Below are 13,296 nucleotides of genomic sequence, written 5' to 3' on the forward strand. Positions count from 1 at the left end.
GTTAGCGGCGTGTTGGTTAAGCTTGAGTTACTACCCCGCATAGAGCCCATTCACCCTTTACACTTGTTTCATATTAAGCGTGAAGGGGATGTATTTAGCCTTGCAGATAACACCGTGTATTTGTACTTGCATGCGTGTAGAGAGAACGACGTAAATAATGCAATTAAGCATTTATTCAAGCTACAAACGAGTGACTTTTTTGTGCAGCAAAATGTTATTTCAGATCATTTTCATATACAGCAAGAATGTAAGCAATTAAGGCGGCTTTATAGCGGTAAACAGGTTACTGATTATTCTAAACAGTTAACAGAGAATGATAGCTATAAGTTTGAACCCGGTGTGTCAAAAGGGATTACTGAGTCGTTAGACACACCTGAGTTTACAAATGATGCGCGCCCCGATGCTGTGTCATTTGTAATGAGATTAAAGGCTTAACCAATGAGTATTAATCAGCTTTTTATTACTGTTATTTTGGCAATTATAGTCGGTATTGTGCTTTGTATGTCGGCAACTCAAATATTGGCCAGAGTAAAAACATATTATTACAAGCTTACTTTTAAACACGAAGTACTTGAACCTTATACACCGAATAAAAAAAAGAAGGATGAGCAGTGAAATTATCAGGTTTAGGAGCGTGGAATCTTTATTTCTTAGCTAAATTTGCCTTGTTTTATTACGGCGCAATTGATTTTAATGTATTAACCAATGCAGCCCTTGCAGCACTTTTAGCAATCAAATTTAATAAATCGACTTTTGAAAAGTTAAAACATGTACTTGGTGGTATTTTTGCGATTGTCATACTTTACCAAGACTCTTGGTTGCCCCCAATAAATAGGCTGACAAAGCAAGCTGGTAATGTTCAAGATTTCAGTTTTGGCTATTTTTTTGAACTTTTAGCACGTGTCATCAATGTAGATATGCTATTGGCATTATTCGTTATTACCGTGTGTTTTTGGTATACATCTCAGTGGTTACGTTTTACAACAATAACAATTGTTGGGCTGCTTTTGATAGGATGGCAAGGAGAGGGTGAACAATCAGGCACAGTAGTAAATGCCTACTCTACAAATACAACAATTAGAAATGAGCCTACTAATCAAGCACAAGTCATTACGCGCGAAAGCCAAACACCTGATCAAAAATTGTCAGACTTTTATCAACAACAAAGCCATTTAATTAGCCATTTTCCTTCGCAAGTTAATGGCGAACTGTTCGATGTCATCGTTTTAAATATTTGTTCAATGGCGATTGATGACTTGAACGCTATTGGCGTTAGTGTTGAAGACATGTTTAATGATTTTGATGTGGTGTTTTCAGATTTTAACTCAGCAACATCTTACAGTGGGCCTGCAGCTATAAGGCTTTTACGCGCAAGTTGTGGGCAAACAAGCCAAACAGCTTTATTTAGTGATGCACCAGAGCAATGTTATTTATTTAAAAACTTAGAAAAATTAGGGTATCAAAGCAGCGTTGTGATGAACCACGATGGCCACTTTGATGACTTTAAAGGCTTGGTTAATCGCTTTGGTGGCCTAAACGATAAACCACTTAATATTGATTCGCTTCCAGTAGCGCAATACGGCTTTGATGACAGTCCTATTTATTCTGACGGTGCGGTGCTAGATAGTTGGCTTAAAAATGAAGCGCAAGATTGTGAGCCGTGTGCAATGTATTACAACACAACAAGCCTTCACGATGGTAACCAGCTGGCTAATAAAAAACGCATGAATAGCCTTGAAAGTTACCCAATCAGGCACGCTAATTTATTATCTGATATTAATCGTTTTATTCAAAACCTTGAAAAGCGCGGCCGTAATGTCATGTTAATGGTAGTACCCGAACATGGTGCAGCATTAAAAGGTGACAAGGTACAGTTTGCTGGCCTTCGTGAAATACCAAGTCCTACTATTGTATCTGTACCAGCTGCTATTAAATTTATTGGCCCAGACGTTAAAAGCTATTCGCAGATTATGATTAACGAATCGACTAGTTACTTTGCCTTATCTGAAATTGTTGCAAAAACACTTGAGACGAATGTTTTTGGGGGTAATAACAGCATTGCCAATTTAGTTGAAAACTTGCCAAAAGCCCCAAAAGTTGCTGAAAATGCCGGCACAATCATGATGTATGTTAATAAACGACCTTACATACAACTTGATGGCGAAGAATGGTCTGCTTACCCTCAAGGTTAAAAGTAATTTAGCTACGCAGCAGGCTAGCTCTGCTGTGTAGCGTGTTTATGTTGTTATTCTTATGTGTTAATTAAAACGCAGACTTGTCCAAAAATGTTTACAATAAGCTACCTTATCAAAGCGACTTAGCGTATTATTCGGCTAATTTAGTTTTTCCTGCTTTGAGGATGTATGCGTCTAGATATTCACTGTGCTGATAGGATCGGTATAGCCCAAGAAATCCTTAATATTTTAGTTAACTACAGTGTTGATTTAAAAGGTATTGAGGTCGATTCTGTCAATTGCCGTATGTATGTGAGCTTTCCAGAAATAGAGTTTGAGCAGTTTCAAAAAATCATGCCTTCTATCCGTCTGATTGATGGTGTGCATGATGTACGCACTACCGCATTTCTCCCTTCTGAGCGAGAGCATAACGAATTAAATACCTTGTTACGTGCATTACCTGATGGTGTTATTTCTATTGATGCTAAGGGCTGGGTACGTTTATGCAACGATGCTGCCTGTAAAGACCTGCAGTTAAGTGAAAAAGAAGTTATTGGCGCTAACATAAATAACCTACTAAAGGGCTTTAACTTTACGCGTTGGTTAGAAGGTAAGGAAGTGTTAGGCCAAACGACTCGGGTTGAAGTAGCTGGCGAAGACTTTATTGCAGATATTTTACCAATTGCCGTGCCACAAGGCAGTGAAGGCGATGTTTTAGCTGGTGCGGTTATTAACATTAAGTCGCAAAGCCGTTTAGGTCAGCAAGTTAGTGCATTTAGACGCTACGGACAAGAAAGCTTTGCCACCATTCATAACTTTAGTACTGCTATGCGCCGTGTTGTGCGTGAAGCACGAAAAATGGCACAGTTAGAAGCACCCATACTCATTACGGGTGAAACAGGCACAGGTAAAGAGCTACTTGCGCGAGCGTGTCATTATGCGTCAAACCGTTCTGTGAAGCCATTTATTGCGCTTTCGTGCGCGTCGTTACCTGATGATGTAGCGGAGTCTGAGCTTTTTGGTTATGCAGGCTACGAAGAAAATGCAGCGCCTAAACGCGGTGTACTCGAGCAAGCTGATGGCGGTACTGTATTTTTAGATGAAGTGGGTGAAATGTCGACCCAGCTACAAACTAAACTTTTGCGCTTTTTACAAGACGGAACGTTTAGAAAAGTAGGCGATGAGAACGAAGTAAAGGTTAATGTTCGTATTGTAGCCGCTACTCAAAAAGACTTACCCGCAATGGTACAAGAAGGTGTGTTTAGAGAAGACTTGTACTATCGAATTAATGTATTAACTCTCGAAATTGCTCCGTTACGAGACCGCAAAGCCGATGTGGGTCCTCTAGCAGAGCATTTTATCCAAAAATATGCCCAGCAAAATGGCCATGCTATTCCGTTATTATCACAAGAGTGTTTGAGTTTTTTACAAGAATATCCGTGGCCAGGTAATGTTCGCCAACTTGAAAATGCTATTTACCGCGCAGTCTCATTGTTAGATGATAGCGAGTTACGTTTAGAGCATTTACAACTACCTACGTTTACACATGAGTTAGGGTATTTGGAGTCAGACTTCGAAGGCTCGCTTGATCAAGCTGTGAAGCGTTTTGAGGCAACGTTGCTGCGTAAACTTTACCCTGCTTACCCAAGCTCAAGGCAACTTGCTAAACGCTTAGGGCTTAGTCATACCGCAGTGGCAAATAAGTTGCGTGACTACGGTATAAACAGAAAAACCGTTAAGGTTTAGATGACTCTAAAATTAAAACAGGGGACTAGCTTTTAGTCCCCATGTTTTTTGTAACACCATCAATAGCAATCGTTTCTATACCGTCTTCATTAAAATTAATAACAATACTGGCATTGTTACGGGTAAAAAAGTAACTACGGTTGTTAAGCTCGATTACATAATCGCCTTTTACTCGGTCGCTAAACTTTTGTTTTTTTAGTGACACAGTATGCTCACCAATTTGCCAATTAAACCCTTCAATAAAACCATTGTTAAACTCTTGAACCCATACCTGGCTTTCATCTTTTGATAGTGTAATTGCAACTGAGTATGAACTTGGAATACTTTGCATATTGTAGCTTTTAGCGCCAATTTTAAATTGTTCAGCTTTTTGTTGCCAAGCAAAACCAAAGTCAAATTCTTTTTGTATACCCGTTGAGTAGGTAATAGTGCCTTTGCCGGGTAATGAAAAATCAGCTAGCGCTGAATAGCTTGGTACGAGTAATCCAATAAACGTAATTATATGTAGTAGAGGTTTCATAAGCATTTTATTTTTATATATATGAGTAATAAAGAGTAAGGGAGAACATACGTCTTAGCAAGTGCTTGTGATACACTCAGTAAAATTTTGCTGGTAAGACCTTTGTTGTGAACTTATATATTCGACTCCTATTATTATTTTTTAAAATTAAGCGTAATAAACACTATCAAGATTTACTCGATACGGTAGATATTGATTACAAAGCACTTCCTACAGATTGTGATATTAATTTACATTTAACTAATTCGCGCTATTTGGCCATGATGGACTTGTCGCGTACGTGGATGACTGAGCGAGTAGGTTTGCTAAAACAAATAATGAAACGACGTTGGTTTCCTATTGTTAATGCAACAGCTATTACTTACATTCGTGATATTAAACCCATGCAAAAATACACTATTAGCACTAAGTTAGTGGGCTGGGATCATAAGTATTTTTACATTGAGCAGAAATTTCATTCTGATCGTGGTTTGCATGCGATTGCGTACGTACGTGGCGTATTTAAAAGCAAAAAAGGTGTTATAAGTATTGAAGAGATGCTTGAAGTGGCTGGCTTTGAAGGTAAAACTCCTATTTTACCCAGCGAAGTAATGCATTGGAAAGAAATGCTTGAACAGAAAAAAATGACTAATTTACCAAAGTAAATGAAAAAGGCGCTTTGCGCCTTTTTCAATTTTAAGCTTTTATATTTAGCTTACCTTGAAAGTCCTGCCACCCTGGTGGGAACTGCCCACGTAATACATACGAAAACGCAATCAGTTCTGCAATCACAAAATAAAGCTCTTTTGGAATCTCTTCACCTAATTCGAGGTGCGATAAGGTTTTAGCTAAATCGGGATCTTCGTGGATCATGATCCCTTTTTGTTTTGCTGCAGCGATTATTTCTTCCGCCAACTCCCCAAACCCCTTAACACTCACTGAAGGCGTGCTTCCTGCTTCGTATAAAAGGCCAATTGCCGACTTGCTCTTAGGGGAATCACTCATAGCTACACCTTAATATTAATAATTGCATGGGATTTATAAAAAGCAGCATGGGTTGCCTCCCCTCGTTTTAGGTTTAGTTCAGCAACTTGTAAGCCGTGTTTAGCCAGTTTTGAGCGCAGGTTATCAAGGTGAGGGTGGGCAATGGCACTCACTTCTTGGCTTGATGCTAATAATTGGCAATCGAGCGATTTGTCCATTAGCTCGGCGGTAATTTGTAGTTGACCGAGATCTGCATAATCAAAATTTAATCTAACAAACCAGACATTTTTAGGCTCTAGCTTATCGGCCGATGGTTTTTTATATTGCCCTAGCGTTATTTCTGTTTGGGCTGCTTCTGGCGGTAATTTCATCGGAAGTAAAAACTGTGCCAGCGGGTTACTTTCGGGTTGCTGATTTGGTGTTGAAACACTTACCTGTGTGAGCGTGTTTTTAACCTGAGTAAGCTCTCCAGCAAGTGCTTGCACTTGTGATTGCTGAAGTTGCTCTAGTATTTTTGAACTTGCTTTGCCTGCTTTAAACGTAGGCATAAGTACCTGTAGTAATGCATCAATGCCTGTTTTTGAGTCAAAGGTAATTGGGGTTACAGACTGGTTAATAATAGGCGCCGCCAAAATACTAACCGCTAGCTGCTCAAGCCCTTTGGTAAAGCTACTTTGCAGGGTGTCATGCGTGAGGCTGTGAGGCTGCAGCGTCGCTAATATCTCTCTTTGCACGGCAGTCGGGCTAACGTTGCTGCTTGATACCATACGATTAAAAGCTTGATTAACCAGCGCGTTAAGGTCAGGTGTTTGCTTAGTCGCTTTAACTTGAATATCGGCTATTTGACTGCTCAATGAAATTTTTTCTTCAGTGAGTTTGTGAGTTGAATTATGCGATGGTGGCAGCTTTAAAAGCGGCGTTAATATCTTAGCTTCAATAGGTTGCAACATTTGGCTTGGTGAGGCAATAGTCGTTGTGTTACTAAATACTCCACTAAATAGGGTGTTACTTGCTGGTATAGAGGCTACAGCAAGTGTTTGTTGGGTTGCTGGGCTAGTGGCTTTTAGGGTAGGGAGTGTAGCCAGTTTGTTATCTGCATTAGCTTGTTGAGCATGGCTAAGCCCCACTTTTGTAACAGGAAAAGAATTTAACTCTTTAATTGTCGTTTTTTTTTGTAGGTCGTTACTCAAGGTGGATTGAACTTGCACTGTTTGGTTTTTTAATACTTGCTCTGTGTTTTTGGTTGCGGGTTCTGCCTTTGTTTGAGTGCTTAACAGTGCGCCTGATTGTGCACCTACCTCTGCTTTACTTTGGGCTGAGGCTTTTTCGATTGATTGGGGGTTATGTTCTGGTGTATTTGCCGTAATAGCATTGGGTATAGGCAAATGACTACTGATAACTTTGCCACCAGGAGGCTGCCAAACAGCAACATTTGCTTTTATTAGCTGTGTTAACTGCACAATAGGGGGTAATTGAGAGAAATGCTTAGGTAAAATATTAACAAGTTCAGTACTTGGCTTTTGCGCACTATTAGCAACTTGTATACCTGCATTTTCAATTAAATTAATTCTACTTGTTAGTGAGGACGGGGCGATAAACTGTTTTTGTAAAGTGAGTGATGGTGCTATTTGATTTTTATTTTCGTTTGCAAACGATTTGTTTTCAAAATAATTTACTGCATCATTGATTCGTGTTTTTAAATCACTAAAACTAGTTTGCAGCCAAGACTTTATAGGGCTATGAGTACTTACCAGCGGACTTACTTTAGTGGTGTTATTAATCTGCGCTGGCGCGGTTTGTAAGTTTGCGTGTTGCGCAGTAAGTAATTCATTAAAAGGTTTAGTAAAAGAGTTACTCAGCATCACTTTTACGCTTTGAGCTTGTGTTGTTATTACAAGCTTATCGGCTTGATTTGCAACAGTCACTTTCACAGGTGAATTAGGCAGTTCAGCAAGCTGCGTGTTTGATACTTGTGTGGTGAACGAGCCTGATTTTTGCGGATGCGTTAAAATGGCTAATTTAGGCGTTGCCTGTAGTTGTGCATTGGGTAACAAGCTTGCTAGCATTTTAACCAGCTTTGTTTGGCTTAACGGCTGGGTATGAACGGTATCAGCAAAGCGGTTAATAACATCAATTTGTGCGCCTTTACTGTTGGTACTTATGACTAGTTTTAAAGGTTGCTCTGTGCTGAGTAGCTGAGCAACATCTTTATTTATGGCAATACTAGCATTGAGCTTATCAATAATTAGCTTTGGTGCAGGTGCTAAAGCAAGCTGAACTGAAAGTGGCTTGCTTTCAACCTCTGCGCCGGTACTAATAAAATTTAATAAGCGTTGTAATTGGGCAGGCTGGTTAAGTTTAATTGTTGCTGCATTTGGCACAATAGATAGCTGCTTTCCGTCTGCGCTTAGTTGAATGCGCGCGCTAGCAATTTTATCTAAAGATTGAGGGGCATTGCTTGTGCCTAGTCTGAGCGTTTGCCATTGCTTATTAACCAGCACTTCTAGCGTGATAGAGTCTTTTGAAAATTGAATGTTTTTAGCCGCAAGTACTTCACTTGGTATTTGTGGTAACTCATTGGTTTGGTTATTAGTTGATGAATTGATAACCAATGAATTGGATAATGTTATTTGCGTTGGCGTATTCATTATTTTAAATCAAGTTTTCTCTATTTTAAGTGAATCGATTTTAAAGCAATATTCGTATTACCCTATCATTATGGTAGACTAACGCCTAATTTTTGGCAGAGAGAATCGTCATCTTGTTACACATTAAGTCCGTCTCCTGCATCAAGCAAGAACGTTGTTTGTTTGCGGACCTTAATTTTAGCCTTAAAAGCGGTCAAATCATGCAATTAGCGGGTCCTAATGGGGCTGGTAAAACATCGTTATTGCGTATCATCGCTGGCTTTTCTGCGCCTGATGAAGGCGAGGTTTTGTATCAAGAACGCTCAATAAATAAATACTATGAAGAGTTCGCCCACGACTTACTTTTTATAGGCCATAAAACGGGTGTTAACATTCAGTTGAGCGCTGTTGAAAATGTACGCTTTTGGTTACGGATCAACGGTTATTCAAATGAGCCCGACCTATACCCAATTTTAGCAAAACTCGGCTTGGTTGGTCTTGAAGATGTGCCTGTTAGAATGCTGTCGGCAGGCCAGCAACGACGAGTTGCATTAGTTAGACTTTGGCTAAGCGACGCAAATTTATGGGTATTAGACGAGCCATTTACTGCGCTCGATAAAAGCGGTGTTGCGTTTTTACAGCAGCGATTTACTCAACATCTAGATAATAATGGCGCCATATTATTAACTACCCACCAAGACCTAACTGCTCACTTTAGTGATTTACAAACAATCACATTGGAGTACCGCCACTGATGACTCGTCAACACTCTTATTGGTTACTATTCAGTGCGGTTTTTACTAAAGATATTAAGCTTGCTTTTCGCCAGCGAGCTGAAATTGTAAACCCAATATTGTTTTTTTTAATTGTTATTTCTTTGTTTCCGTTAGCAATAGGTCCTGAGCCCGGTCTGCTTGCTAGAATGGCGCCCGGTATCATTTGGGTTGCAGCTTTACTCTCTACTATGTTGGGCTTAGATAAACTGTTTAGAGATGACTTTAATGATGGTTCTCTTGAGCAGTTAATTGCCTCATCGTACCCATTGTCACTTACAGTGCTTGCAAAAGTGGCTGCACATTGGGTTGTGACGGGGTTGCCCCTTGTATTAATGACCCCGTTATTCGCGTTATTACTTAATTTAGATAGTAATGCGCTGGTGGCCACTGTTTTAACGTTATTATTGGGTACACCGTTATTAAGTTTTATTGGTGCAATAGGTGCTGGGCTTACTGTTGGGCTACAAAAAGGGGGTATTTTGATGAGTTTACTCGTACTGCCTTTGTATATTCCTGTTCTAATTTTTGCAACGTCGGCTATCGATACCAGTGTTATGTCGCTGGATTATAGCGGGCAACTTGCCATCCTTGGTGCTATGTTAGTCATCGCTATTATTAGCGCACCAATCGCCATATCGTCAGCTTTAAAAGTGAGTATAAGTTAATGTGGAAGTGGTTACATCCCTATGCTAAAGCAGAGCGTGCATACCAGTTATGCAATACGTTACTGCCTTATTTTACCGTAGTTACGGTTGTTAGTATGCTCGTTGGTTGGGTGTGGGGGCTTGGTTTTGCACCTGCCGATTACCAACAAAAAGACAGCTACCGTATCATTTTTATTCACGTTCCTTCTGCCATTTTATCAATGGGAGCATATTCCTCTATGGCCATTGCCGCCATTGTTGCGCTTGTATGGCAACTCAGAAACGCAGAACTTGCCGTTATAGCAATTGCACCAGTTGGCGCATGTATGACTGCAATAGCACTTATAACCGGGGCTGCATGGGGTAAACCTATGTGGGGCGCTTGGTGGGTGTGGGATGCACGACTCACATCGGAGCTTATTTTATTATTTTTATATTTGGGCGTAATTTCGTTATACCACGCTTTTGAAGATAAAAAATCAGCGGGCCGTGCTGCATCTATCTTAGCGATTGTAGGGGTGATCAATTTACCAATCATTCACTTTTCGGTTGAGTGGTGGAACACCCTCCATCAGGGAGCAAGCATCACTAAATTTAATACTAATGCGGTCGACCCAAGCATGTTTTGGCCATTAATAGTAAATATTTTAGCCTTTGCAGCGTTTGTTGGCACAGTCACTTTAATTCGTCTTAAAAATGAAATTTTGCAACGTGAAAAGCATCGCCCATGGGTGCGCCAGTTGCTTAATAGGGGGTAATTATGCAGTTTGACTCTTTTTCTGATTTTATTGCAATGGGAGGCTATGGGTTTTATGTATGGCTTTCATTTGGCACATGCGCACTTATTTTACTGGGTATCTTAGTGAGTTCTTTAAGAGATACTAAGCATATTATGGCTTCAGTAAAGCAACAAATTGTGCGTGAAGAGCGTATAAAACAAGCCAAGCAGGAGCAAGCATCATGAACCCTAGACGTAAAAAACGCTTATTAGTGATTGTTGCTATTTTATTTGGTTTGGGTTCTGCCATAGGTTTAGTGCTTTATGCTTTACAAGAAAACATAAACTTATTTTATACCCCAAGCGAATTGATTGATGGCAAAGGCCCAAACAAAGAAAAACCTTTTATTGGTCAAAAGCTTCGTATTGGCGGCATGGTAGTCCCAGGATCTGTTGAAAGAAACGAGCAAAGCTTAAAAGTGAGTTTTAAATTAATTGATACAGGTCCATTAGTGACTGTGAAATATCAGGGGATATTGCCTGATCTGTTTCGTGAGGGGCAGGGTATTGTTGCGCAAGGTGTTTTAATTGAGCCTAATGTCATTGAAGCGTTTGAAGTACTGGCCAAGCATGATGAAGAATACATGCCTGCAGAAGTTGCTGAAGCGGTTAAAGGTATTAAGCATGAAAAACCAAAATACAACTTAGATAGTGGTAATTAGCTATGATCCCAGAAATTGGTTATTTTTCTTTAACGCTCGCCATGGTGCTGAGCGTTTTATTATGTATTTTTCCACTTTGGGGCGCGCATACAGGTAATCTTCGCTTAATGCGTGCTGCCCCCTCTTTAGCTATTGGTCAGTTTGCGTTTGTATTAATTTCGTTTGCTGCGCTTATTTACGCAAGTTTAACTGACGACTTTACCGTATCTTATGTGGCTTATCATTCGAGTAGCACACTGCCATGGTATTACAAAATAACATCGACCTGGGGCGGCCATGAAGGAGCAATATTGCTTTGGTTAGTGATGCAAGCAGGATGGACTGCCGTCGTTGCTGCTCGCTCAAAGTCATTACCTTGGGTTCTACGTGCCCGTGTTTTAGGCGTGCTTGGTTTTTTAGGTGTTGGTTTCATGATGTATACCTTACTATTATCAAGCCCATTTGAACGTTTACTTCCTTATTTTCCGGTAGAAGGGCGAGATTTGAATCCGCTTTTACAAGACCCCGGAATGATCATTCACCCGCCATTACTTTACATGGGTTATGTTGGGCTATCGGTTGCTTTTTCGTTTGCTATTGCAGCACTGTTAACAGGTAAGCTTGATAACACGTGGGCCAAATGGTCACGTCCGTGGACAATGACCGCGTGGGGCTTTTTAAGCTTAGGTATTACTATTGGCAGTTGGTGGGCTTATGCAGAGCTTGGCTGGGGTGGCTGGTGGTTTTGGGATCCAGTAGAAAACGCGTCCCTTATGCCTTGGCTTGTTGCAACCGCTTTACTTCACTCGCTAAGCGTGACAGAAAAGCGCGGCATTTTTAAATCGTGGACCGTATTACTGGCAATTGCAGCATTTTCGTTAAGCTTGCTGGGAACGTTTATTGTGCGTTCAGGTATTATTGTATCAGTTCATGCGTTTGCAACTGATCCCGACAGAGGCCTGTTTATACTCGCCTTTTTAGGAATAGTTGTTGGCGGTGGTTTGGCGCTTTACGCATTACGCGTATCGCAAGTTCATAGCGAAGGACGCTACAAATTTGTATCGCGCGAAGTGGCATTGTGGCTAAACAATATCTTTTTAGTTGTGGCGACCTTAATTGTATTATTGGGTACTTTATTGCCTATGGTGCACAAAGAAATGGGCTTGGGTAGTATTTCTATAGGTGAACCGTTCTTTAATAAAATGTTTGCAATACTACTTGTGCCATTTGCTATTTTAATGGGCATTGGTCCTTTTTTACGCTGGAAGCAAAACAAATGGGCGTTTTTGCAAAATAAAATTGTTGTAGGTATTTTGGCCAGTGTGGCGATTACTTGTGTATGGTTGTTCTCAGCTTACGACGAAGTGACACCACTTACGCTATTAGCAACAACGCTGGGTGTGTGGGTTGCTGTTTCAACCTTGATTGACATTTACACTAAAGCCGCAGTGCATGGCACATTAAAAGAAGGGTTAAAACGCTTAGGTGTTAGTTATTGGGCAATGGTGCTAGGCCACATTGGTATGGCATTTGTTATTGCGGGCGTTGCGTTAACCTCTGCGTACTCTGTTGAGCGTGATGTATCGATGAAGCAGGGCGATATAGTGCAGCTTAATCAATACAACTACCGCTTTGAAGGCGTTAAAACAATTCGTGGACCTAATTACAGTGGCCATGCTGGTGTTGTTACGGTGCTAAAAAACGATGATGTAGTCACTCGTTTATACGCCGAAAAACGTAAATACGATATTGGCATGCAATTTATGACAGAAGCTGCTATTGATGCTGGCTTCACACGTGATTTATACCTTGCTCTAGGCGAGCAATTAAGCCAAGGGGCTTGGTCTCTGCGTATATACCACAAGCCGTTTGTGCGTTGGTTATGGATTGGAGGTGTATTAATTTCACTTGCAGGGTTCATGATTTTGTTTGATAAACGTTACCGTACATCTGCAAAAACAGCTCGAAAAGCAGCAGCGGAGAGTGTGTTATGAACCGTAAATTGTTAGCCATAGCGCCTCTTTTAGCCTTTGCTTTTGTGTGTGTGTTTTTATACCAAGGTTTATTTGCAAACCCACGCGAAATACAAACTGGGCGAATCGGGCATGAAATGCCTGCTTTTACGCTTCCTGATTTAATGCAAGACAACAAGCAATGGACCAACGAAGCGTTAAAAGGCGAGGTATATTTACTAAATGTATGGGGCACTTGGTGCCCAACCTGTTTAGCTGAGCTGGGCTACTTAACAAAGCTGCGAGAGCAAGGCGTTAAAATTATTGGCTTGTATTATGTGCAAGGCTACGACGCCGACTTTGATGGTCCGTTTGACATGCAAGCACTACGTACTGAAGTACAAGATATGCTTGAGCGTGCGGGTAACCCTTATCAGTTTAATATTTTGGATTTACATCGAACGCTGTCGTTAGA

The 13,296-nt window shown here is 40.6% G+C and carries 14 protein-coding genes and 1 pseudogene; 12 read left to right on the top strand and 3 right to left on the bottom strand.

Translation table 11 applies throughout. The features are described 5' to 3' along the window. The 4 genes and pseudogenes from BCG07_RS02745 to tyrR all read left to right on the top strand — a co-directional run. Nucleotides 1-435 (top strand): annotated as a pseudogene (locus tag BCG07_RS02745) (BcsE family c-di-GMP-binding protein); the annotation flags it as partial. Between the two features lie 3 nt (nucleotides 436-438). Next, entirely contained in the window at nucleotides 439-615 is a 177-nt protein-coding gene (locus tag BCG07_RS02750; RefSeq protein WP_006791404.1) for a hypothetical protein, read from the top strand. Beyond that, nucleotides 612-2,192, top strand: coding sequence for a cellulose biosynthesis protein BcsG (gene bcsG / locus BCG07_RS02755; protein ID WP_286888513.1), 1,581 nt, complete (start codon nucleotides 612-614; stop codon nucleotides 2,190-2,192). The genes BCG07_RS02750 and bcsG overlap by 4 nt, the downstream gene beginning before the upstream one ends. 171 nt (nucleotides 2,193-2,363) lie before the next feature. Next, on the top strand, nucleotides 2,364-3,920 hold the full coding sequence (gene tyrR, locus BCG07_RS02760; RefSeq protein ID WP_006791402.1) for a transcriptional regulator TyrR: 1,557 nt from the start codon (nucleotides 2,364-2,366) through the stop codon (nucleotides 3,918-3,920). 25 nt (nucleotides 3,921-3,945) lie between these two features. Here tyrR and BCG07_RS02765 read toward each other — a convergent pair whose 3' ends face one another. After that, nucleotides 3,946-4,440, bottom strand: a complete 495-nt coding sequence (locus BCG07_RS02765) for a hypothetical protein (RefSeq protein WP_008127581.1) — start codon at nucleotides 4,438-4,440, stop codon at nucleotides 3,946-3,948. A gap of 107 nt (nucleotides 4,441-4,547) precedes the next feature. Here BCG07_RS02765 and BCG07_RS02770 point away from each other — a divergent pair, with 107 nt between their 5' ends. Continuing rightward, on the top strand, nucleotides 4,548-5,084 hold the full coding sequence (locus BCG07_RS02770; RefSeq protein ID WP_006791400.1) for a thioesterase family protein: 537 nt from the start codon (nucleotides 4,548-4,550) through the stop codon (nucleotides 5,082-5,084). 31 nt (nucleotides 5,085-5,115) lie between these two features. On the opposite strand, the gene BCG07_RS02775 is transcribed toward BCG07_RS02770, so the two are convergent. Both BCG07_RS02775 and fliK read right to left on the bottom strand, forming a co-directional pair. Then, nucleotides 5,116-5,424 carry an EscU/YscU/HrcU family type III secretion system export apparatus switch protein gene (locus BCG07_RS02775; RefSeq protein ID WP_008127583.1) on the bottom strand — a complete coding sequence of 103 codons (309 nt, stop codon included), beginning with the start codon at nucleotides 5,422-5,424 and terminating at the stop codon, nucleotides 5,116-5,118. Nucleotides 5,425-5,426: 2 nt separating this feature from the next. Next, a complete protein-coding gene (gene fliK / locus BCG07_RS02780) occupies nucleotides 5,427-8,051 on the bottom strand; it encodes a flagellar hook-length control protein FliK (RefSeq protein ID WP_286888517.1) in 2,625 nt (874 codons plus the stop codon). Between the two features lie 113 nt (nucleotides 8,052-8,164). Between fliK and ccmA the strand changes: the two genes are divergently transcribed. The 7 genes from ccmA to BCG07_RS02815 all read left to right on the top strand — a co-directional run. Beyond that, entirely contained in the window at nucleotides 8,165-8,785 is a 621-nt protein-coding gene (gene ccmA / locus BCG07_RS02785; protein ID WP_096801179.1) for a cytochrome c biogenesis heme-transporting ATPase CcmA, read from the top strand. Next, nucleotides 8,785-9,471: a heme exporter protein CcmB gene (ccmB, locus tag BCG07_RS02790; RefSeq protein WP_006791396.1), complete on the top strand. Its 687-nt coding sequence runs from the start codon at nucleotides 8,785-8,787 to the stop codon at nucleotides 9,469-9,471. The genes ccmA and ccmB overlap by 1 nt, the downstream gene beginning before the upstream one ends. Beyond that, nucleotides 9,471-10,208 carry a heme ABC transporter permease gene (locus BCG07_RS02795; RefSeq protein WP_286888520.1) on the top strand — a complete coding sequence of 246 codons (738 nt, stop codon included), beginning with the start codon at nucleotides 9,471-9,473 and terminating at the stop codon, nucleotides 10,206-10,208. The genes ccmB and BCG07_RS02795 overlap by 1 nt, the downstream gene beginning before the upstream one ends. A 2-nt stretch (nucleotides 10,209-10,210) precedes the next feature. Continuing rightward, on the top strand, nucleotides 10,211-10,414 hold the full coding sequence (gene ccmD, locus BCG07_RS02800) for a heme exporter protein CcmD (RefSeq protein ID WP_286888522.1): 204 nt from the start codon (nucleotides 10,211-10,213) through the stop codon (nucleotides 10,412-10,414). Beyond that, nucleotides 10,411-10,890, top strand: a complete 480-nt coding sequence (gene ccmE, locus BCG07_RS02805) for a cytochrome c maturation protein CcmE (protein WP_286888524.1) — start codon at nucleotides 10,411-10,413, stop codon at nucleotides 10,888-10,890. Before ccmD ends, ccmE begins: the two co-directional genes overlap by 4 nt. 2 nt (nucleotides 10,891-10,892) lie before the next feature. Next, nucleotides 10,893-12,863, top strand: coding sequence for a heme lyase CcmF/NrfE family subunit (locus BCG07_RS02810; protein ID WP_008127604.1), 1,971 nt, complete (start codon nucleotides 10,893-10,895; stop codon nucleotides 12,861-12,863). Next, nucleotides 12,860-13,296, top strand: a 437-nt coding sequence (locus tag BCG07_RS02815) for a redoxin family protein (RefSeq protein ID WP_286888526.1), incomplete at its 3' end; no start/stop codon positions are given. The genes BCG07_RS02810 and BCG07_RS02815, both read left to right, overlap by 4 nt.

It is taken from the genome of Pseudoalteromonas sp. ESRF-bin5, assembly GCF_002632075.1.
Lineage (GTDB): Bacteria > Pseudomonadota > Gammaproteobacteria > Enterobacterales > Alteromonadaceae > Pseudoalteromonas > Pseudoalteromonas marina.